Below are 19,714 nucleotides of genomic sequence, written 5' to 3'. Positions count from 1 at the left end.
CACCGACCGGCACCGGCCAGTCAGCGGCCGACGGGCCGTGCGACATGTCGGCGGCGAATGCCGACGGTCCGGGTGACAAGTCGGCGGCGGATACCGACGCCCGTCGTCAACGTGCGTCGGAGCGTTCGGCCGACCGGTGCCGGCTCGCCGGGTCGTCCCGGTCGATACGCAGCTCACGTTCCAGCTCGGCGATCACCGCCCGCAGGTCGTCCAGGCGCTGGGTCAGGGCGATCCGGTCCACCTCGTCGGGCACCCCGTCGCCGTCGGCGTCGTAGCCGGGCGCCAGCCGCTCGGTCATCTCCAGCCGGCGAGCCTCCTCCATCGAGTTCACGATGACCGCGATCAGGATGTTCAGCAACAGGTTGACCGTGATGAGCACATAGCTGACGTAGTAGACGAGGGTCCACGGGGACAGCGCCATCCCCTGCTCCACCAGATCCGGCAGGGTCTCCAGGGACAGCAGCACGAACAGGGTCAGCAGCGACCGGCCGATGTCGCCGTACTGCTCCGGGTAGGCCCGGCCGAAGATCAGCCAGCCGGCCATGCCGTAGACGTAGAGGGTCACCATGGCCAGCGCGAGGAACCCGCCGACACCGGGCAGGCTGCGCCACAGCGCGGCCACGATGGTGCGCAGCCCCGGCGAGAAACGCACCAGGCGCAGCACCCGGGCCACCCGCACGACCCGCAGCAGCGCCGAGTCGCCGTGCAGCCCGGGCAGGAAGATCGCCGCGATCACCACCAGGTCGAAGACGTTCCACCCGTGCCGCAGGAAGTCCTGCGGCCGACGCCCGTACGCCAGCACCCGGATGGCGATCTCGGCGACGAAGGCGACCCGGAAGCTCAGCTCCAGCCAGTGCAGCGCGGGTCGGGCCGCACCGAGATCCGGATAGGTCTCCACCCCGAGGACCGCCGCGTTGGCCATGATGAGCACCACGATCGCCGCCTCGAACGGACGAGACCGGGCGATGCGGGCACACCACCTGGGCAGGCCGGACAGGTGGGCCGGACCGGGATCGGGGGCACCCCGTGGGGTGGGAACCGGCGACAGGGGTGTGGCCACGGGCGGCACCGGTCACCCGGTCCCGCAGCGGGGCGGAAACGCGGCAGCCATGCCGACACCCTAACGGCCATCCCCGACGGTCACCGAAAGTCACCGACCGGCCACCGGCCCACTTTCGGGCACAGCTTCTCGCCGCGACATTGAACGACCGGGGCCCGGACTTCGTACATCCCGGTGAAGGGAGCTGCTCATGAAGCGCATGACCCCGTTGCTCACCCTGCTGACCGGGACGGGCATGGCCGCCGTCCTGTTCGCGATGAGCGCCCAGGCGGCACCGCGTACGGTCGACGCCGGGCCGGCCGCGAACGCGGCGGCCTCGCCCGAGGCCGCCGTCGAGTCGCCCGCCGCACCAGCGGAGCCGGCACCGGACGCCACCCCGGCGGAGCCGTCGGAGCAGCGGGGCCAGCCCGCCCCGCCGCAGACGCCACCGCCGAGCACACCACCGGCGGCCAAGGCCGACTCCAACTGGACCGGGCGGATCGACGGCGGCGCCACCATCGCGATCACCGTCACCGACGGTAAGGCGGTGGCGTACGTCTGCGACGGCAAGAAACTGGAGGTGTGGCTCAAGGGCACCGCCGCCGACGGCCGGATGAGGTTGACCGGCAAGAAGGGCGAGGTGCTCACCGGCTCCTTCGGCGACGGCGTCGCCTCCGGCGAGATGGTGGTGGGCCAGCGCCGGTGGAAGTTCACCGCCAAGCAGACCAGCAAGCCCGACCCGGTGCTCTACCGGGCCACCTCGCAGCAGCGCCGTTCCGGTGTCGACGGCGGCTGGATCATGCTGCCCGACGGCAGCCAGATCGGGGTGGTGACCCGCGACGGCACTGCGGTGTCGGCCCCGCCGCTGGACCCCGCGTTCGGCACCACCATCCTGGACGGCCGGACCGTCACCGCGGCCCCGGTGGCGGCCGACCCGGGCGGCGGTGAGTGATGACCGCCCGCCGCAGGTTCGAGACCGACGTGGGACGCGACGTCGACGACGGGCTGTCCGTCCGGGTCCTGTCCGACCCCCCGTCCGTCGGGATCCCGCCCGACCCGACCGGTACGCCGTCCACCGCCTCCGGCGGACCACCCGCCTCGGTGGTCGTACCGCTGCTGGTCGGGGCGGCGGTCACGGTGGCCATCGGGGCGTACGCCAAGGTGCACCAGCCCACCGGGATCGCGGTGAACGTGGCCGGCTTCTCCAGCCCCCAGGCGGTCAAGGTCTGGTTGGGCACCGGGGCGGCCTTCTTCGCCGTGGTGCAGCTGGTCACCGCGCTGTCGATGTGGGGCCGGCTCGGTAGCTTCTCGCCCTCCTGGGCGGGTGGGCTGCACCGGTGGAGCGGCCGGGTGGCGTTCCTGCTGACCGTGCCGGTGGCGGTGCACTGCCTCTACGCGTTGGGCTTCGCCGACTACGACCTGCGGACCCTGCTGCACTCGCTGCTCGGCTGCCTCTTCTTCGGCATCTTCACCATGAAGATGCTGGCCCTGCCCAAACGGGGGTTGGCCGGTTGGGTGCTGCCGGTCGTCGGTGGGCTGCTCTTCACCGTCCTGATGGGAATCTGGGTGACCTCGTCGCTGTGGTACTTCACCACCTTCGGGGTGGGCACGTGACGCGGGGCCGGTAGCCGATACGCGGGCCGGGTGGCTGACGCGGGCCGGTAGCCGATACGCGGGGCGGGCACGTGCCGCGGCGGCGGCCCGTGGACAGGGTGGGCGTGTGACACACGAGAGGAACGACGGGCAGATGTGCGACGAACGTGGGGCGGGCTGTGCGTCCCGGCGGGCCGTGCTGGCCGGTGCCGGTGGGGTGGGTGTGACCGCCCTGCTCACCGGCTGCCAGACGTACGGTGAGTCGACGGCACCGGCCGCCGCTCCGGCGGCCAGCGGTTCCGCCGGGGCTCCTGCGGGTGGCAACCCGGCCGGCGCCTCACCGGGCGCGGCCGGGCCGTCCGCGGGGGCGAGCGGTTCCCCCGCCGGAGGTGGCGAGCAGCCGCCCGCCCCGGCGGCGCTGGCCGCGGTGGCGGACATCCCGGTCGGCGGCGGCAAGATCTTCAAGGCCGAGGGGGTGGTGGTGACCCAACCCGCCGCCGGCACCATCAAGGCGTTCTCGGCGACCTGCACCCACCAGGGCTGCACGGTCACCTCCGTCAAGGACGGCACCATCGTCTGCGGCTGCCACAACAGCGTCTTCGGCATCGCCGACGGCGCGGTGCGCAGCGGCCCGGCCGGTAGCCCGCTGCCGCCCCGGGCGGTGACCGTCGACGGTGACGACATCCGGCTGGCCTAGACGGCGGAGTCCAGCCACGCCATCCGCCGGTCCAGCCAGTCCCGCAGGTAGTCGAGCTGCCCCTGCCACGTGTCGGCGGTCGGGGTGACGATGGGGCCGATCTTCTCGGTGGTCAGGTTCGGCCACCGCTGGAAGTTGCGGTCGGCGGCGTTGGCCAGCGGCGCGGTGAGAGCGGCGAGGCGCGCGTCGAGCCCGGCGGCGGAGAGCGGACCCTGGCGGAGAGCGGCCCAGCGGGCCCGGACCAGCGCCATGAAACCGGGGTCCGTGACCAGCCGGTTGATCCAGTTGTTGGGCTTCGGCCAGCGGGGCTGCGCGTACTGCCAACCGGTGGTCTCCAGGTTGTCCCCGCCACCGATGCCGTAGGTGAGGTCGAGGTCCCACAGCGGCCCGGCGGTGATCTTGCCGCCGCGGTCCTTGTGGAAGTACGAGCTGCGGGCGTACGCGTCGAAGTTGCGGGTCAGCTCGTTGACGATGAACGAGTCGACGAACGATCCCACGTCGATCCAGGCGGGGTAGCCCGTGGTCGGATCGGCGAAGTCGCGGGACTGCATCAGGTCGTTGAACTGTTGGAGGTGCCCGGTGAGCCAGGCCTGCTGTTCCGGTTGCAGGGGCGAGGGGTCGACCACCTCCAGGTAGTGCCAGCAGGTCGCGGGCCGTCCCTGGCACTCCAGGGTCGGCTCCTCGGCCGTCAGCCACTCGAACTTGAAGATGTACCCGCCGGAGATGGCCGGCAGGGTGACGTCGTCGGGGTCGAGGTCCTTCAGGTCGAGCCGGTTCTTCGAGTTCTTGATGGTCTCGACGATCAGGTAGACGCCCTGGTAGTCCTCGGCGTTCACCGGCCGGTCCGCGACGTTGTGGTAGAACTCGACGAAGGCGTACCGGGGGGCCGCGAACCCCATCTCGCGGGCCAGGTCAAAGGTGAACGCCTCCCGGATCAACGCCTTGTCGGTGTAGGGCCCCCGCAGCACCCAGTCGGATTCGGCCGGCATGCCGAGCACCGGATGGTCGACGTCGTCGTCCTCGTTGTCCCGGAACTCGACCCGGTAGGGCGCCTTGTCGAACAGGGAACTCGACGTGCCGCGCAGGTGGTAACCGATCCGGGTGGCGAGGGTGGGTGGCGTCGAGAGCGACGCGTGTCCCCCGGTCGGCGCGAAGAGCAGGGCTGCCGCATCGACGAACTCCCGTCCCGGCGCACCCTGGCCGTACCCGTCGATCAGCAGGATCGGCAGGTCGAGGCTGACGTCCACGGCCCGCTCGACGTAGAGGGCGGTGCCCGGGTCACCGGTCGCCACCCCGTCGACGAACGCACCGGCCCGTAGCTGGGTGGTGGCGGAGATGGCCACCGGGGTGCCGTCGTACCGTGGGGAGTCCGCGCGGGGCAGCGCCCCGTCCGTCGTGTAGCGGATCTCGGCGTCGGTCACCGTCGTCCGCAACGAGACCGCGAGTGCGTCCCGGAAAGTGCCGCTCGGCGCGGAGAAGACGATGTCGCCGGTCAGTTCGTCGGCCGGGTCCGCCGCCGGCGCGGCGGTGGCCGACGCGCCGGCCGGCCGGTCCGGGGCCGGCGACGGGCCGCCGACCACACCGAGCGAGATCGCGGTCACGACGCCCAGGACCCGGGCCGGCAGATTCCGCACAGTCACTCCCCTGCGTCACGGGCGGTTGAAGCACCTCCATGCCATCTACGCACGCCAATGTTACAGGTTCGATCACTTTCGGTCATCGATCCAACACGGTCAGACAGCGAGCGCCTGGCGGACCGACCGTTCGGCGTCCCGGCCGCCGTCGCCGGTGGCGGTGACCCGGCCGGACTCCAGCACGTAGTGCCGGGTCGCCACCCGTAGCGCGAAGCCGAGGTGCTGCTCCACCAGCAGCACCCGGATGCCGGCCCCGGTGGCCAGCTCGACGATCCGGTCCTGGATCTCGGCGACCACCGAGGGTTGGATGCCCTCGGTGGGTTCGTCGAGCAGCAGCAGCCGGGGCCGGGTGACCAGCGCACGGGCGATGGCCAACTGCTGCCGCTGGCCGCCGGAGAGCAGGCCGGCCCGCCGCCGCAGCAGGGGACGCAGCGCCGGGAACAGGTCCAGTGCCTCGGCGGTGGCGGCGGCCCCGTCGCGCCGGCCGTCGGCCACCAGCCGCAGGTTCTCCGCCGCCGTCAGGTGCGGGAAGCACTGCTGGCCCTGCGGGACGTACGCCAGGCCCCGGGCGACCCGCTGGTGCGGGGCGAGCCGGGTGACGTCCTCCCCGTCGAGGGTGACCGTGCCGGCGCGGGGGCGCAGCAGCCCGACGGCGACCCGCAGCAGGGTGCTCTTGCCCGCGCCGTTGTGGCCGAGCACGGCGGCCACCCCGTCGGCGGGGACGGCCACGTCCACCCCGTGCAGCACCTCACTGCGGCCGTAGCCGGCGTGTACGCCACGCAAATCCAACATCACGCCTCCGGTGCGGTGTCGACGCCGAGGTAGACCTCCTGCACCCGGGGGTCCGCCTGGACCTGGGCGACGGTGCCCTCGCTGAGCACCTTCCCGGCGTGCAGCACGGTCACGCTGCGGGCGAAGCGCCGCAGGAAGTCCATGTCGTGTTCGATGACCACCACGGTGCGGTCCCGGCTGACCGTCTCCAGCAGGGCGCCGGTGGCGTCGCGTTCCTCGTGGCTCATCCCGGCGACGGGTTCGTCGAGCAGCAGCAGCCGGGCGTCGGAGACCAACAGCATGCCGATCTCCAACCACTGCTTCTGCCCGTGCGCCAACGCGCCGGCCAGCTGGTCACCCCGATCGGTCAGCCCGATCGTCTCCAGCGCGGCGGCCACCTCGTCGGGGATCCGGTTGCGTCGTCGGGCCAACGTCCACCAGTTCCGGGTGGCACCGGCGGCGATGTCGAGGTTCTGCACCACGGTCAGTTCCTCGAAGACCGAGGCGGTCTGGAAGGTGCGGCCGATGCCGAGCCGGGCGATGCGGTGCACGTCGCGGCCGAGCAGTTCCCGGTCGCCGAAGCGGGCCGAGCCGGTGGCCCGGACCAGCCCGGTCACGGCGTCGACCACTGTGGTCTTGCCCGCACCGTTCGGGCCGATCAGGAAGCGGATGTCGCCGGGCGGCACGTCGAGGTCGACCCCGTCGACGGCGGTGAAGCCGTCGAAGGTGACCCGCAGGCCGCGTACGCACAGGCCGTCGAGTTGCGGGCCGGTCATGCCGCCGACACCTCCGTCCGGTTCTCGGCCCGGTCCACCGGCCGGGTCCGCCGCCACCACCGCGCGCCGGCCGGGTCCGACCGGCGCTGCCGGGCCAGCACCCACAGCGACGCCAGGCCGCCCGGCAGGAACGCCACCACCAGCACGAACAGCAGGCCCTGCAGGTACGTCCAGGTGCCCGGGAACCGTTCCGACAGGGCGGTACGTGCCCAGGCCACCGCCACCGCGCCGAGCACCGGACCGAGCAGGGTGGCCCGGCCGCCGACCGCGACACCGATGACGAACTCGATGGACGGGACGATCCCGATCAGGGCGGGTGAGATGATCCCGACCGCCGGGACGAACAGCGCCCCGGCCAGCCCGGCCATCCCGGCGGCGATCACGTAGCCGACGAGCTTGACGCCGGCCGGGTCGTAGCCGAGGAAACGGACCCGTTCCTCACCGTCGCGGACGGCCACCAGCAACTCGCCGTAGCGGCTGCGGATGAGCTGGCGGGCCAGGGCCAGCAGCGCGAGCAGGCTGGCGGCGATGATGAAGTAGACCATCCGCTGGTTGACCGGGTCGTCCAGGTCGTACCCGAAGAAGCCCTGGATGTCGGTGAGGCCGTTGGTGCCGCCGGTGGTGCCCTGCTGGCCGACCAGCAGGATCACCATCGCGGCGGCGAGGGCCTGGCTGAGGATGGCGAAGTAGGCGCCGCGGACCCGGCGGCGGAACACCAGCGAGCCGAGGCCGAACGCGACAGCCATCGGCAGCAGCACGGTGGCCGGCAGGGCGATCCACGGGCTGGCGAACGGCCGCCACCACAACGGCAACTCGTCGAGTTGGCCGTAGAGCTGCATGAAGTCGGGCAGTTCGCCGGGGCCGGCGTCGGCGAGCTTGAGGTGCATCGCCATCGCGTAGCCGCCGAGGCCGAAGAACACCCCCTGGCCGAGGGTGAGCATGCCGCCCCGGCCCCAGGCGATGCCGATGCCGACCGCGACCATCGCCACGCACAGGTACTTGGCCAGCAGCGACAGCCGGAAGTCCGACAGGGTCAGCGGGGCGACGGCGAACAGCAGCGCCGCACCGAGGGCGAACCCGGCGGCGGTGCGGGCCGGGCCGTCGAACCGGCGGCCCCGCCGGCCGCCGGCCGGGGTGCCGGCCGCGCTGGCGGGATCGGTGCCGACCAGCGGCGCGGCGGTCATGCGAGGCTCCTGGTACGCAGGGTGAACAGCCCCTGGGGCCGCCACTGGAGGAACGCCACGATCGCCACGAAGACGATCACCTTGGCGACGCTGAGTGTGGTGAGGTACTCGCCGGTGGCCTGGAGCACGCCCAGCGCGAAGGCGACGATCACGCTGCCCTTGAGCTGGCCGATGCCGCCGACCACGACGACCAGGAAGGCATCGATGATCAGGTTGGTGCCCATCGTGGGGCCGATCGGCCCGAGCAGGGTCAGCGCGACCCCGGCGACGCCGGCCAGCCCGGAGCCGATGAAGAAGGTCGTCCGGTCGACCCGGGCGGTGGGGATGCCGGAGACGGCGGCGAGGTCCCGGTTCTGCACCACGGCGCGGATGCGCCGCCCGAGCGGGGTGAGCCGCAGTGCCAGGGTCAGCGCCACAACGGCGGCCAGCGCGAGGGCCAGGATGAACAGCCGGTTGTTGGCGACGGTGAGGCCGCCGGGCAGGGACACGTTTCCGGTGAGCAGCGCCGGGGCGCGGGTCTGCACGTTGGGGCTGCCGAAGACGTCGCGGGCCAGTTGCTGGAGCATCAGCGAGACGCCCCAGGTGACCAGCAGGGTGTCCAGCGGGCGGGCGTAGAGGCGGCGGATCAGCAGCACCTCCAGCAGCACGCCCATGGTGCCGGCCACCGCGAAGGCGACCGGCAGCGCCACCAGCAGCGACCAGCCGGCGGCGGTCACGGTCTGCTGCAGGACGTAGGTGGTGTAGGCGCCGGCCATGATGAACTCACCGTGCGCCATGTTGATCACGTTCATCTGGCCGAAGGTCAGCGCCAGGCCGAGGGCGATGAGCAGCAGCACCGCGCCGATGCTGATGCCGGTGAAGAGCTGACCGAAGAGGACTGTCACGTTCGCGCTCCGAAGTGGTGGGTCGGCCCGGGCGGGGGTGCCTCCCGCCCGGGCCGGGATCGGTCAGCTCAGGCCGCTCGCCCAGGGGTAGCTCTTCAGGTACGGGTCGGGCGTGATCGGCTTGCCCGAGTTCCACACCTCGGCGATCAGCCCGTCGGCGCCGACCTTGCCGATCCGGGCGGTCTTGGCGATGTGCTGGGTGGGGCCGTCCACGGTGACCAGGCCCTCCGGGGCGTCGTAGGTGATGCCACCGGAAGCGGCCCGGACCTTCTCCACCTCGAACGTGCCGGCCTTGTCGACCATCGCCTTCCACAGGTACACCGCGACGTAGGCGGCTTCCATCGGGTCGCTGGTCGGCTTGTCCGCGCCGTACTTGGCCTTGTACGCGGCGACGAACTTCTGGTTGGCCGCGCCGGGGGTGGTCTGGTAGTAGTTCCAGGCGGTCAGCTGGTCCTTGAGGTACTGGGTGCCGATCCCCTTGACTTCCTCCTCGGCGATCGACACCGACACCACGGGCATGCTCGCGGCGGTCAGCCCGGCGGAGGTGTACTCCTTGAAGAACGCGACGTTGCTGTCACCGTTGAGGGTGTTGAACACCGCGTCGGCCTTGGCGGAGCGGACCTTGTTGACGATGGTGCCGAACTCGGTGGAACCGAGCGGGGCGTAGTCCTCGCCGAGCACGGTCATCCCGTTCGCCGCCGCGTACGCCTTGATGATCTTGTTGGCGGTACGCGGGAAGACGTAGTCGCTGCCGACCAGGTAGACCGACTTCTTGCCCTGCGCCTTGAGGTAGTCCAGGCCGGGCACGATCTGCTGGTTGGTGGTGGCCCCGGTGTAGAAGATGTACGGCGACTGCTCCAGCCCCTCGTACTGCACCGGGTAGAACAGCAGCGCCTTGTTCTTCTCGAAGACCGGCTTGACCGCCTTGCGACTGGCCGACGTCCAGCAGCCGAACACGGCGGCGACCCGGTCCTGGGAGATCAGCTTCTCGGCCTTCTCGGCGAAGGTGGGCCAGTCGGAGGCACCGTCCTCACCGACCGGGACGATCTTCTTGCCCAGCACGCCACCGGCGGCGTTGATCTCCTCGACGGCCAGCATGATGGAGTCCCGCACGGTGACCTCGCTGATGGCCATCGTGCCGGAGAGCGAGTTGAGCAGCCCGACCTTGACGGAGTCGCCGGAGACGTCGGCACTGACACCGGCGGTCGACTTCTCGTCGGAGGTCTTGCTGCCACAACCGGTGAGTGCGGCGGCGGCGATCAGGGTCATGGCGCCCGCCAGGATGCGGCGGCCCCGGAACTGTGACATTCATTCTCCCTGCGCGGAGCGAATTTCGCCGGACGATTTTCCGTGCCGACCAGCACTGGTCGGCAGACATTGGTCCAACTCGGCAATCGGTGCGGTAGCGGTGGTCGTCGGCGGTGCCGCCGGGTGACGGGTGGGACGTCACCGTGGCGGTCCGCAGTGGACTTCGGGCAGCAAGAGCCTCTGCCCAATTGATTGCCGCCACGTTTCCCAGCCCTTAATTGGCTGTTTCACCAATCGATCTCGGCGCATAAGAAAAGGCCACCGCCGCAAACCGACGATGACCTCAATAGAATCCGCGAAATAGCATCCGCCACCACCGGCACAGGCACCCGACCAAAAACCCGGCCGCACGCCCCACAATGGCAGGAATGGCGATTACTTCACGCAGGAAGCATCCTAGAGCCCCCACCCACCCCCCTGTCAACCACCACCCCCACGCCCCACCCCACGCCCTCCCCCCTCCCCCACGCCGCCCCGCCCCGCATCTCCCCGGTGATCAAGAGGTTTGCGTCACCAAACGGCCGACGGATGACGCAAACCTCTTGATCACCGGGGTCTGGGGGTGGGTGAGGCCGGGTGGGGTGGGGGTGGGGTGGGGGTGGGGGTGGGGGTCAGAGTTGGGAGAGGACGGTGAAGTCGAGGCCGTCGGCCTCGGCGAGGTAGATGCGTTGGCGGACGTGGCGGTGGCGCAGGTGCAGCTCACCCCGGGGGCCGTGGTAAGTGACGGCCTCCGCAGCCGCGCCGATCGCCCGTACGTCCAGAGTGCGGGCCCGGGTGATCAGGGCGGCGAGCAGCATCACGCCCTCGTAGCAGGACTCCCCCAGGCTGCCCAGCGGCGGCGCGTCCACCCCGAACCGGCGGGCGAACGCGCCGTGGAAGTCGAGGTTCTCCCGGGTGACCAGGCCGGCGAAGAACCCGGCGGTGCTGAACAGCCGGCGGGTGCCGCCGACGCCGCTGGCCATCAGCATGTTCTCGTCCATCAGGGTGCTCAACCGCAGGCACCGCTGGTCCAGTGCGGACCGGCCGAAGGCCCGGTTGAACCGGACGGCGTCGGCACCGACGAGCAGCATCAGCACCGCATCGGCCTCGGTCCGCTCGACCGCCCGCAGCACCGGCCCGAAGTCCTCGGTGCCCAACGGCAGGAAGTCCCGCCCGCACACCCGCGCCCCGTCGTCGCGGGCGTAGCGCTGGGCGGCCTGCGCGGTCCGGCGTGGCCAGACGTAGTCGTTGCCCACCACATACCAGCGGCGTACGCCCTGCTCCCGGGCGAGCAGCCGCATCGCCGGCCGGAGCTGGGCGTCGGGTGTCTCGCTGGTCAGGAACACCCCCTCGGTACGCTCCCCGCCCTCGTACAGGGCGGTGTAGACGTACGGCACCCGGTGCGCGATCCTCGGCGCCACCGCCTGCCGGACCGACGAGATGTGCCAACCGGTCACCCCCTGCACCGCACCGGTCGACACCAGCGCCTCCACCTCGGCCGCGACCTCGGCCGGTGGCGCACCGCCGTCGACCGGCACCAGCCGCAGCTCCCGACCGAGCACCCCGCCGGCCCGGTTGACCTCCTCCACCGCCAACTGGGCGCACAGCTCACAGGTGGGGCCGAACATGCCGGCCGGGCCGCGCATCGGGAAGACCAACGCGACGCTGACCACCGACCGGTCGACGGTCAGCCAAGGGGCCGCACCGGCCGTGCCGCCCGGGCGGGACAGCGGCTCCGGCAGGCCGGGGGAGCCGGGCACCGGCACGGACATGCTGACATGATTGCCGGCAACCCTGGCGGGCCACCAGACCCGACCGGAAACCGGGACGCTTCGGTAACATGGCAAGCCACCGAACGGGGAGAGACATGGCCGACGATCCCACCACGCCCGTCGACCTGATGCGCGCGCTCACCCGCGCCGAACGGCTGCTCGCCCGTCGGGTCGGTGTGGTGCTCACCGCCGAGGGGCTCACCGTCGAGGCGTGGCGGGTGCTCTGCCGACTCGCCGACGGGCAGGGTCACCCGATGAGCGAAGTCTCCACCGAGGAGTCGTTGCCGCCGGGCACCCTGACGAAGATCGTCGATCAGCTCGTCGACCAGAACCTGGTACACCGCCGGATCGACCCGTTCGACCGGCGACGCATCCGGGCCTACCTGACGCCCCGGGGCCGGCGCGAACACGAGCGCATCGATGCCCTCGTCCGGGCCGAGCTGGCCGGGATCATCGACGACGCGACGCTGACCGGCCAGCTCGTCGAACTCGTCGCCCGGCTCGACCCCCGCCGGCAGCCGGTCCGCGCCAGCTGACCGGCAACCGCAGCGGACCGACCGACCGGCTGCCGATGCAGGCCGACTGCCCGGCAGCCCCACGGGCCGGCCGTCCCTCCGGCCTGCCGTCACCGGCACTCGGCCGGCCGTCAGCGGAGACCGGCAGCCGTCACCCACCCGGTCTCCCCCGCCGCGCCCGGAACTCCGCCACCGGCCCCGGCAGCAGCCGCGCTGACGGCCGGGGCGGCCGGAGTCGGACCGGTGGCCGTCGCCGGGGTGGGCGGGCCGATCGCCGCCACGCCAGCCGGGTCACCGGCCGGGGTGAGCAGGGTACGCAGGGTGTGGGCGTCGGGGGCGGTGGCGGTGAGCAGGGCCGCCGGGCCACCGGCCAGCGGCAGCCAGGCGGCGGACGCCCCGGGGCCGGTGGGCAGCACCCGGCCCCGGGGCTGGCCGCCGGCGGCGTCCACGGTGGCCGGTCCCGACGCGGCGGCGGGACCGACCACCAGCAACGAACCGGTCGCTGTCGCCCCGCCCAGCACCGCCGGCCCGGCCCAACCGGGTGCGGCCGGGCCGACCGCCAGGGACTGCCGCAGCAGCGGCCGACCGGCGTGGTCGACCGAGGTCGCCACCACGACGTCGCCGGCGGGTTCGCCGTGCCGGCCGCAGACGAGTTCCTCGCGCCACAGCAGCCGGGCCCCCTCGGCGAGGGTCACCCGGGACTCGGCGACATGGTCGCAGCCGGCCGCCGCGACCAGCTGCTCCGGCAGCCAGTGCAGGGTGCCGCCGTCGTGCACCACCGCGTCGACCCGCATCCGGGAGACCGCCCCCGGCCGGCCGGGCAGGGCCACCGAGGCGGCGACGGTACGCACCCGCACCGCCGCCTCCGGCCCCACCTCGACGCTCAACCGCAGGTCGTCACCGGCCAGCGGACCGGCCGCGCCGCCGACGACGTACACCGTGGGGACGCCCTCCTCGGTGGCGGCCTGGCGCAGCAGCAGCGGTGACTCGCCCCGCAGCTCGCGCAGCACGGTGCGGCCCCGACGGTCGACCACCGCCACCACCCGGGCGACCGCGCGCATCAGGCGACGGCCAGCCGGCCACGGTGGTGGGCCAGCTCGTGACGGACCCAGTCGGCCACCCCGGTGGCCAGCGGATCGCCCACGATGGACAGGAACACCGTCGGCAGGTCCCCCCGCCGGGCGCGGGCGTCGCGGTCCATCACCGACAGGTCGGCCCGGACCAACGGGGCCAGGTCGGTCTTGTTGATGACCAGCAGGTCGGCGGCGGTCACCCCGGGCCCACCCTTGCGGGGCACCTTGTCGCCCCCGGCGACGTCGACCACGAAGATCTGCCGGTCGACCAGCCCCCGGCTGAACGTGGCGGTGAGGTTGTCCCCACCGCTCTCCACCAGCACCAGGTCCAGCGGTCCGACCCCGTCGACCAGCTCGTCGATCGCGTCGAGGTTCGCGCCGATGTCGTCGCGGATCGCGGTGTGCGGGCAGCAACCGGTCTCCACCGCCCGGATCCGCTCCGGGTCGAGCACCCCGGCCCGGCGCAGGAAGTCCGCGTCCTCGGTGGTGTAGATGTCGTTGGTGACCACGCCCAGGCGCAGCTCGTCGGCGAAGGCCCGGCACAGCGCCGCGACCAACGCGGTCTTACCCGAACCCACCGGCCCGCCGATGCCCACCCGCAGCGGGCGGACGGTGGACGGCAGCGGGGCGTGCGGGTCGACCCCCGGCTCGGGGTGGGTGTGCGGCACGGTCTCGTCGTGCGGGATCGACGCGTGCGGGGTCGGCGAAACGGTTTCAGGACGCAAAGAGACGCACCTCCCAGGTGGTGTGGACTTCGGCGTGGATGTCGGTGAGCGGAGCGGCCGGGGCCGGCAGCAGCTCGGGCGGATCGTCGGCGGTGGCGACCGCGCGGGCGGCCGTGGCGTCGCAGTCGACGGCCAGCGCCGCCAGCACCGCGTGCACCCGGTACGGGTCGAGGCCGAGCAGCCGTACCCCCGCGCTGGCCGGGCCGGTCACCGACCCGTACGCGGCGACGGTCGCCGCCGCCACCGGGTCCAGGCCGGCGGCGGCGGCGACCAGACCGAGCACCAGCGGCTGGTGCGGCCCCGGCACACCGGCGGGCAGGGCGTCGAACCCGCCGTCGGGCCAGATCTCCCGACCGGCCCGCAGCAGCGCCCGACCCTGCCGGCGGGAAACGGCCCGCAGCGCCGGGGCGGCGGTACGGGCGTCCAGTTCGGCGTCCAGCCGGGCCAGCGTCGCCCGCCGGTCGGTGGCTGCGGCGGCCCGGTGCGCCGCCACCGCGAACGCGGCGGCGACCAGCCCGCCGGTGGCCAACCGGCCGCGCAGGAACCCGGCCAGGGTGGCCGGGTCGGTGACCAGCCCGGCCGCCACCGCCGCCTCCAGCCCGCCGGAGTGGGCGTGCGCCCCGGCGGGGAACCTACCGTCGGCCAGCAGCAGCACCATGCTCGACGGGGTCATCAGAACAGGTGGTACCGCTGGGCCATGGGCAGTTCGGTGACCGGTTCCGGGTCGACCACCACCCCGTCGATGCGGACGGTGAAGGTGTCCGGGTCGACCTCGATGCGCGGCAACGCGCCGTTGCACGGCAGGTCGGCCTTGCCCCGCGAGCGCACGTCGGCCACCGGGACCAGCGGGCGGCGCACGTCCAGCCGCAGGCCCGCCTCCAGCGCGGCCGGCGCGACGAACGCCACGCTGGTCGCGGCCGGCACCACGCCGTACGCGCCGAACATCGGCCTCGGCAGCATCGGTTGCGGGGTGGGGATGGACGCGTTCGCGTCGCCCATCTGCGCGTACGCGATCATCCCGCCCTTGATCACCAGGTGGGGCCGGACTCCGAAGAACGCCGGGTCCCAGAGCACCAGGTCGGCGAGCTTGCCCGGTTCCACCGAGCCGATCTCCCGTTCCAGCCCGTTGGCCATCGCCGCGCAGATGGTGTATTTCGCCACGTAGCGGCGGGCCCGGTGGTTGTCGGCCGGGCCGTCACCGGGCAGCGCGCCCACCCGCCGCTTCATCACGTGCGCGCTCTGCCAGGTCCGGGTGATCACCTCGCCGACCCGGCCCATCGCCTGCGAGTCGGAGCCGATGATGGAGATCGCCCCGAGGTCGTGCAGCAGATCCTCGGCGGCCATCGTGGACGGCCGGATCCGGCTCTCGGCGAACGCCAGGTCCTCCGGCACCGACGGGTTGAGGTGGTGGCAGACCATCAGCATGTCGAGGTGCTCGGCGAGGGTGTTGCGGGTGTACGGCCGGGTCGGGTTCGTCGACGACGGCAGCACGTTCGGCTCCCCGGCCACCGTGATGATGTCCGGCGCGTGCCCACCCCCCGCCCCCTCGGTGTGGTAAGAGTGGATCGCCCGGCCGGCGATGGCGCGCAGCGTGTCCGCCACGAACCCGGCCTCGTTGAGGGTGTCGGTGTGGATGGACACCTGCACCCCGGACGCGTCGGCCACCCGCAGGCAGGCGTCGATCGCCGCCGGGGTGGTCCCCCAGTCCTCGTGCAGCTTGAAGCCACCCGCCCCGGCCCGCAACTGCTCCCACAGCGCCTCGGTGGAGACCGTGTTGCCCTTGCCCAGCAGCAGCACGTTCACCGGGAAGGTGTCCAGCGCCTCGTGCATCCGGGCCAGGTGCCAGGCGTTCGGGGTGACCGTGGTGGCCCGGGTGCCCTCGGCCGGGCCGGTGCCCCCGCCGACCAGGGTGGTGATGCCCGAGGTGAGCGCCTCGGTGACGATCTGCGGGCAGATGAAGTGCACGTGGGTGTCCACCGCCCCGGCGGTGAGGATGCGCCCGTTGCCGGCGATCACCTCGGTCGACGGGCCGATCACCAGGTCCGGGTGCACCCCGGGCATGGTGTCCGGGTTGCCGGCCCGCCCCAGCGCCACGATCCGGCCGTCGCGCAGCCCGACGTCGGCCTTCACCACCCCCCAGTGGTCCAGCACCACCGCGCCGGTGATCACCGTGTCCAGCGCACCCTCGGCCCGGGTGGCCCGGGACTGGCCCATCGACTCGCGGATCACCTTGCCCCCGCCGAACACCGCCTCGTCACCGCCGACGCAGTGGTCGACCTCCACCTCGATCAGCAGGTCGGTGTCGGCCAGCCGGATGCGGTCGCCGGTGGTCGGGCCGTACAGGTCGGCGTAGCGTCGCCGGTCCACCGCGCTCATCGTCCCGCCTCCGCGTCGCGCGGGCCGGCCCCGTCGGCATTCGGCCCCCGGTCGAGAGGGCCGGCGACCTCGCCGCGCAGCCCCGGCACGACCCTGGCCCCGCCCAGCGGCACCAGGTCGACGGTGCGGCTGACACCCGGCTCGAACCGCACCGACGTCCCCGCCGGCACGGCGAGCCGCTGCCCGTACGCGGCGGCGCGGTCGAAGCGCAGCCCCGGGTTGGTCTCGGCGAAGTGGTAGTGCGAGCCGACCTGGATCGGCCGATCGGCGGTGTTGACCACCAGCAGGGTGGTCACCGGGCGACCCGCGTTGATCTCGACCGGCCCGTCGCCGGGCAGGATCTCCCCGGGGATCACGGGATCGGGTGGTGCACCGTCACCAACTTGGTGCCGTCCGGGAACGTCGCCTCCACCTGCACCTCCCCCAGCATCTCGGGGATTCCGTCGAGCACGTCGTCGCGGGTGAGCACGGTCCGGCCGGCGGCCATGAGGTCGGTGACCGTCCGGCCGTCCCGGGCGCCCTCGAGGAGGAACGCGGTGATCATGGCGACGGCCTCGGGATAGTTGAGGCGCAGTCCGCGCTCGCGTCGTCGTCGGGCGACGTCCGCAGCGACGTGGACGAGCAGGCGGTCCTGCTCGTGGGGCGTGAGGAACACGGGATCTCCCGGGCGGCTCGGCGTGTTTCCCACCGTACCGACTCCGAACGCGACAAAGGGCGCAGACCGGCGAGGGGGCAGGACGACACACGGGACCGCCGCCGGCACCGGGCAGGTCATCCCGGGGCCCCACCGGCCCCGGCCCGCCACAGGGCCGCTCGGCGGTGGTGGTTGGGAAGGACCGCACCGCCAACCGCTGGACCGACCGTAGAGGATCACCCCGGGCCGTGGCAACGCCCGGGGCCCGACCGGGCGGGCTCAGGTGGCCGGGGTGACCGCCGCCAGCCACTGCTGGGCCAGCACCGCGTGACCGGACGGGGTCAGGTGCACCCCGTCGTCGGTCCACACCCGGTCGTCGACCTCGGCGCGGTGGAACACCGCCTCCACCGCGACCAGCGTCGCGTCGAACTCGGCGGCGAGCTTGCGTACCGCGTCGACCTTCGGGTCCAGGTCGTCGCGCCAGCGCCGCTGGGCGTCGTCGACCGGGATGAGGAACGGTTCCATCAGCACCAGCCGGACGTCCGGTAGCGCCTCCCGGGTGGTGGCGAGCAGGTGCCGGTAGTCGGTGGTGAACTCCTCGACCGTGGTCACCTCGTCGCTGCTGTACCGCCGCCAGGTGTCGTTGATCCCGATCAGCACCGACACCACCTGTGGGGCCAGCGCCAGGCAGTCGTCCGTCCAACGGGCCCGCAGGTCGCGTACCCGGTCACCGCCGACGCCCCGGTTGCGGAAGGTCACCCGGTGACCCGGATGCCGGGCGGTGAACCAGGCGGCGGCCATCATCGCCCAGCCCACCCCCAGGTCGGCCTCGTCGGCACGGTCGCGCCCGGCATCGGTGATGCTGTCGCCGATGAACAACACCCGCCCCGCGCGGGGCAACTCCACCGTCATCCGCCCGCTCCCCTGTCGTCGTCGCCCGCCATCATCCCCGGTGTCCGGCCAGGACACCACCCGGAATTGGGCGCTCGGTGGTGTCCTCGCCAGTCACCCCCGGCGGACCGGTAAGGTGATGCTCCGCATTCGACGTCCCATGGGGTGTCGCGAGCGAGCGTCAAGCAGCGGCGCGGTCCCCGGTCCGCCCCGGGCAGCCGCACCTGCGGTCCCTGGCAACGACCGCTCGTCACGCGCTGCCGGTTCCTCCGGTAGGTTTGCGCCGGTTCGCAAGGACGTCAGACGACATGACGCAGTCACCACTGGACATCACCGAGGCTGTCCTCCGGCTGGGCTCCATCCGCCACGCCGAGATGGACCTCGACGCCGTCCTGTCCCGGATCGCCGAGGTGGCCAGGGACAGCATCCCGGGAGCCGCCGAGGTCTCGGTGACACTGGTGCACGGCACCGAGGCGCACACCGCGGCCCACACCGGTGACCTCGCGCTCCGCCTCGACCAGTGGCAGTACGAGCAGGGTCGCGGCCCGTGCCTGGACGCGGCCACCACGGGCACCGTGCTGATCGTCGCGGACATGACCGACGAGCGTCGCTGGCCGGAGTGGGCGGCGCGGGCCCGCACGACCGGGGTGCGCTCCTCGATGTCCCTCGGCCTGCCGATCCAGGAGGCGATGGTCGGCGCGCTCAACGTCTACGGCACCCGGCCGGACGCCTTCAGCCAGGTGGCCGAGCCCGCCCGGACGTTCGCCGGCCACGCCGCGGTGGCCCTGGCCAACGCCCATCTCTACGACAGCACCGCCTCACTGGCCGAGCAGATGCAGGAGGCCATGCGCAACCGCGCCGTGATCGAGCAGGCCAAGGGCATCATCATGGGCCAGCGACGGTGCACGGCCGACGAGGCGTTCGCCCTGCTGGCCCGGGTGTCGCAGAACTCCAACCGTAAGCTGCGGGACGTGGCGGAGGCCCTGGTCCACCAGGTCGTCGAACCGGCGTCCGGTCAGCCCACCCGGCCGGATCAGTGACTCGCGGAACCTGAGTGCGTCGGGCTGCTGGCCCGGCCGACGAGGGCGGCGGCGACGTCCCGCAGCCTGCGGTGGGTGTCCTGGGAGAGCCGGGCGAGAATGCCGAAGGCCTCGTCGGCCGTGCACCGGCGTTGGCCCATGATGATGCCCTTGGCCTGCTCGATCACGGCCCGGCTCTCCATCGCCGCCCGCATCTGCTCGGCCAGCGAGGCGGTGCTGGCGTAGAGATGGGCGTTGGCCAGGGCCACTGCGGCGTACGCGGCGAAGGTCCGGGCCAGTTCGACCGTGTCGGCGTCGAAGGCGCGCGGGGCGGGCCCGTAGAGGTTGAGGGCGCCGACCACCGCCTCCTGGATCGGCAGACCGATGGCGAGCGTACTGCCGATGCCCCCGTCGACCGCCCGGGCCGCCCAGACCGGCCAGCGTTCCTCGGTGGCGGTGTCGGACACGAGCAGGGTGTCGCCGGTGATGGCGGCGTCCAGACACGGCCCGTGGCCCTGCCGGTACTGCCACTCGTCGAGCAGGAGCGCGATGTCGCCGGTGACGGCGACGCTCTGCGGGCTGCCACCACGCAGCAGGGTCACCGACACCTCGGCCACCCCGCGCAGGCTGCGCCGGGCCAGGTCGGCGATCAGCTGCAGCACCTCGTCCAGGCCGACCTCGTCGAGTCGGATCCGGCTGAGTTCGACCAGGGCGTCCTGCGGGCTCAGCGGGAGCGGTGCCATCGCGCGGTCCCTTCCCGGCGGGCGTCCCTCGCGCTGCGGCGGGGGACGCGTGGTGGCGGCAGCGGTGTCGGCCCTCGGCCACGGCGTTCTGGGTTCGGCTC

The 19,714-nt window shown here is 72.7% G+C and carries 21 protein-coding genes; 5 read left to right on the top strand and 16 right to left on the bottom strand.

The features are described 5' to 3' along the window. Positions 1-106: 106 nt before the first annotated feature. A complete protein-coding gene (locus ACQP2H_RS14465) occupies positions 107-1,060 on the bottom strand; it encodes an ion transporter (RefSeq protein WP_308290719.1) in 954 nt (317 codons plus the stop codon). Positions 1,061-1,250: 190 nt separating this feature from the next. Between ACQP2H_RS14465 and ACQP2H_RS14460 the strand changes: the two genes are divergently transcribed. The 3 genes from ACQP2H_RS14460 to ACQP2H_RS14450 all read left to right on the top strand — a co-directional run bounded on the left by ACQP2H_RS14460 (position 1,251) and on the right by ACQP2H_RS14450 (position 3,329). After that, entirely contained in the window at positions 1,251-1,991 is a 741-nt protein-coding gene (locus tag ACQP2H_RS14460) for a hypothetical protein (RefSeq protein ID WP_219461662.1), read from the top strand. Beyond that, positions 1,991-2,653, top strand: coding sequence for a DUF6529 family protein (locus ACQP2H_RS14455; protein ID WP_219461659.1), 663 nt, complete (start codon positions 1,991-1,993; stop codon positions 2,651-2,653). The genes ACQP2H_RS14460 and ACQP2H_RS14455 overlap by 1 nt, the downstream gene beginning before the upstream one ends. A gap of 106 nt (positions 2,654-2,759) precedes the next feature. Beyond that, positions 2,760-3,329, top strand: coding sequence for a Rieske (2Fe-2S) protein (locus tag ACQP2H_RS14450; RefSeq protein ID WP_308290718.1), 570 nt, complete (start codon positions 2,760-2,762; stop codon positions 3,327-3,329). On the opposite strand, the gene ACQP2H_RS14445 is transcribed toward ACQP2H_RS14450, so the two are convergent. The 7 genes from ACQP2H_RS14445 to ACQP2H_RS14415 form a co-directional block, all read right to left on the bottom strand. Further along, on the bottom strand, positions 3,326-4,963 hold the full coding sequence (locus tag ACQP2H_RS14445) for a CotH kinase family protein (protein ID WP_433233161.1): 1,638 nt from the start codon (positions 4,961-4,963) through the stop codon (positions 3,326-3,328). The two genes, ACQP2H_RS14450 and ACQP2H_RS14445, sit on opposite strands and share 4 nt — an antisense overlap. Before the next feature lie 99 nt (positions 4,964-5,062). Beyond that, positions 5,063-5,755 (bottom strand): urea ABC transporter ATP-binding subunit UrtE, encoded by a 693-nt coding sequence (urtE, locus tag ACQP2H_RS14440; protein ID WP_208566106.1) that lies wholly within the window; start codon positions 5,753-5,755, stop codon positions 5,063-5,065. Further along, complete coding sequence (urtD, locus tag ACQP2H_RS14435; protein WP_357533621.1) at positions 5,755-6,510, bottom strand: urea ABC transporter ATP-binding protein UrtD; 756 nt, start codon at positions 6,508-6,510, stop codon at positions 5,755-5,757. The genes urtE and urtD overlap by 1 nt, the downstream gene beginning before the upstream one ends. After that, complete coding sequence (urtC, locus tag ACQP2H_RS14430) at positions 6,507-7,694, bottom strand: urea ABC transporter permease subunit UrtC (RefSeq protein ID WP_219461649.1); 1,188 nt, start codon at positions 7,692-7,694, stop codon at positions 6,507-6,509. Before urtC ends, urtD begins: the two co-directional genes overlap by 4 nt. Then, positions 7,691-8,578, bottom strand: a complete 888-nt coding sequence (gene urtB / locus ACQP2H_RS14425) for an urea ABC transporter permease subunit UrtB (protein ID WP_219461644.1) — start codon at positions 8,576-8,578, stop codon at positions 7,691-7,693. Before urtB ends, urtC begins: the two co-directional genes overlap by 4 nt. A gap of 63 nt (positions 8,579-8,641) precedes the next feature. Beyond that, positions 8,642-9,886 carry an urea ABC transporter substrate-binding protein gene (urtA, locus tag ACQP2H_RS14420; RefSeq protein ID WP_208566110.1) on the bottom strand — a complete coding sequence of 415 codons (1,245 nt, stop codon included), beginning with the start codon at positions 9,884-9,886 and terminating at the stop codon, positions 8,642-8,644. 611 nt (positions 9,887-10,497) lie between these two features. Next, positions 10,498-11,637: a substrate-binding domain-containing protein gene (locus ACQP2H_RS14415; protein WP_433233158.1), complete on the bottom strand. Its 1,140-nt coding sequence runs from the start codon at positions 11,635-11,637 to the stop codon at positions 10,498-10,500. A 95-nt stretch (positions 11,638-11,732) separates the two neighbouring features. On the opposite strand from ACQP2H_RS14415, the gene ACQP2H_RS14410 reads away from it, so the two are divergent. Beyond that, positions 11,733-12,173 (top strand): MarR family winged helix-turn-helix transcriptional regulator, encoded by a 441-nt coding sequence (locus tag ACQP2H_RS14410; protein WP_219461640.1) that lies wholly within the window; start codon positions 11,733-11,735, stop codon positions 12,171-12,173. A gap of 110 nt (positions 12,174-12,283) precedes the next feature. On the opposite strand, the gene ACQP2H_RS14405 is transcribed toward ACQP2H_RS14410, so the two are convergent. The 7 genes from ACQP2H_RS14405 to ACQP2H_RS14375 form a co-directional block, all read right to left on the bottom strand. Then, the gene (locus ACQP2H_RS14405; protein WP_357533627.1) at positions 12,284-13,213 is read right to left on the bottom strand and encodes an urease accessory protein UreD; all 930 of its coding nucleotides are present in this window, start codon (positions 13,211-13,213) and stop codon (positions 12,284-12,286) included. Beyond that, positions 13,213-13,950: an urease accessory protein UreG gene (gene ureG, locus ACQP2H_RS14400; protein WP_219461638.1), complete on the bottom strand. Its 738-nt coding sequence runs from the start codon at positions 13,948-13,950 to the stop codon at positions 13,213-13,215. Before ureG ends, ACQP2H_RS14405 begins: the two co-directional genes overlap by 1 nt. Then, positions 13,940-14,623: an urease accessory protein UreF gene (locus ACQP2H_RS14395; RefSeq protein WP_433233155.1), complete on the bottom strand. Its 684-nt coding sequence runs from the start codon at positions 14,621-14,623 to the stop codon at positions 13,940-13,942. The genes ureG and ACQP2H_RS14395 overlap by 11 nt, the downstream gene beginning before the upstream one ends. Then, on the bottom strand, positions 14,623-16,326 hold the full coding sequence (locus ACQP2H_RS14390) for an urease subunit alpha (protein ID WP_219461631.1): 1,704 nt from the start codon (positions 16,324-16,326) through the stop codon (positions 14,623-14,625). The genes ACQP2H_RS14395 and ACQP2H_RS14390 overlap by 1 nt, the downstream gene beginning before the upstream one ends. After that, positions 16,323-16,682, bottom strand: coding sequence for an urease subunit beta (locus ACQP2H_RS14385; protein WP_219461627.1), 360 nt, complete (start codon positions 16,680-16,682; stop codon positions 16,323-16,325). Before ACQP2H_RS14385 ends, ACQP2H_RS14390 begins: the two co-directional genes overlap by 4 nt. Beyond that, entirely contained in the window at positions 16,679-16,981 is a 303-nt protein-coding gene (locus ACQP2H_RS14380; RefSeq protein ID WP_208566118.1) for an urease subunit gamma, read from the bottom strand. The genes ACQP2H_RS14385 and ACQP2H_RS14380 overlap by 4 nt, the downstream gene beginning before the upstream one ends. Before the next feature lie 258 nt (positions 16,982-17,239). Next, on the bottom strand, positions 17,240-17,872 hold the full coding sequence (locus ACQP2H_RS14375) for an SGNH/GDSL hydrolase family protein (protein WP_357533634.1): 633 nt from the start codon (positions 17,870-17,872) through the stop codon (positions 17,240-17,242). 287 nt (positions 17,873-18,159) lie between these two features. Here ACQP2H_RS14375 and ACQP2H_RS14370 point away from each other — a divergent pair, with 287 nt between their 5' ends. Next, positions 18,160-18,891, top strand: a complete 732-nt coding sequence (locus ACQP2H_RS14370; RefSeq protein WP_219461607.1) for a GAF and ANTAR domain-containing protein — start codon at positions 18,160-18,162, stop codon at positions 18,889-18,891. Here the strand turns inward: ACQP2H_RS14370 and ACQP2H_RS14365 are convergent. Beyond that, positions 18,885-19,613 carry a GAF and ANTAR domain-containing protein gene (locus ACQP2H_RS14365; protein WP_219461604.1) on the bottom strand — a complete coding sequence of 243 codons (729 nt, stop codon included), beginning with the start codon at positions 19,611-19,613 and terminating at the stop codon, positions 18,885-18,887. The genes ACQP2H_RS14370 and ACQP2H_RS14365 overlap by 7 nt on opposite strands. Between the last annotated feature and the right edge of the window lie 101 nt (positions 19,614-19,714).

The organism is Micromonospora sp. CA-248260, from assembly GCF_050942205.1.
Taxonomy (GTDB): Bacteria; Actinomycetota; Actinomycetes; order Mycobacteriales; family Micromonosporaceae; genus Micromonospora; species Micromonospora antibiotica.
The sequence above is the reverse complement of the archived record's forward strand: the minus strand, read 5'-3'. Positions and strand labels throughout refer to the sequence as shown.

Excerpts from the sequence above, each read along its gene's own strand:
- ACQP2H_RS14460 (WP_219461662.1), top strand. The coding sequence starts at position 1,251 with ATGAAGCGCATGACCCCGTTGCTCACCCTGCTGACCGGGACGGGCATG.
- ACQP2H_RS14455 (WP_219461659.1), top strand. The coding sequence starts at position 1,991 with ATGACCGCCCGCCGCAGGTTCGAGACCGACGTGGGACGCGACGTCGAC.
- urtE (WP_208566106.1), bottom strand. The coding sequence starts at position 5,755 with ATGTTGGATTTGCGTGGCGTACACGCCGGCTACGGCCGCAGTGAGGTG.
- urtD (WP_357533621.1), bottom strand. The coding sequence starts at position 6,510 with ATGACCGGCCCGCAACTCGACGGCCTGTGCGTACGCGGCCTGCGGGTC.
- urtC (WP_219461649.1), bottom strand. The coding sequence starts at position 7,694 with ATGACCGCCGCGCCGCTGGTCGGCACCGATCCCGCCAGCGCGGCCGGC.
- urtA (WP_208566110.1), bottom strand. The coding sequence starts at position 9,886 with ATGTCACAGTTCCGGGGCCGCCGCATCCTGGCGGGCGCCATGACCCTG.
- ACQP2H_RS14415 (WP_433233158.1), bottom strand. The coding sequence starts at position 11,637 with ATGTCCGTGCCGGTGCCCGGCTCCCCCGGCCTGCCGGAGCCGCTGTCC.
- ACQP2H_RS14410 (WP_219461640.1), top strand. The coding sequence starts at position 11,733 with ATGGCCGACGATCCCACCACGCCCGTCGACCTGATGCGCGCGCTCACC.
- ACQP2H_RS14405 (WP_357533627.1), bottom strand. The coding sequence starts at position 13,213 with ATGCGCGCGGTCGCCCGGGTGGTGGCGGTGGTCGACCGTCGGGGCCGC.
- ACQP2H_RS14395 (WP_433233155.1), bottom strand. The coding sequence starts at position 14,623 with ATGACCCCGTCGAGCATGGTGCTGCTGCTGGCCGACGGTAGGTTCCCC.
- ACQP2H_RS14390 (WP_219461631.1), bottom strand. The coding sequence starts at position 16,326 with ATGAGCGCGGTGGACCGGCGACGCTACGCCGACCTGTACGGCCCGACC.
- ACQP2H_RS14375 (WP_357533634.1), bottom strand. The coding sequence starts at position 17,872 with ATGACGGTGGAGTTGCCCCGCGCGGGGCGGGTGTTGTTCATCGGCGAC.
- ACQP2H_RS14370 (WP_219461607.1), top strand. The coding sequence starts at position 18,160 with ATGACGCAGTCACCACTGGACATCACCGAGGCTGTCCTCCGGCTGGGC.
- ACQP2H_RS14365 (WP_219461604.1), bottom strand. The coding sequence starts at position 19,613 with ATGGCACCGCTCCCGCTGAGCCCGCAGGACGCCCTGGTCGAACTCAGC.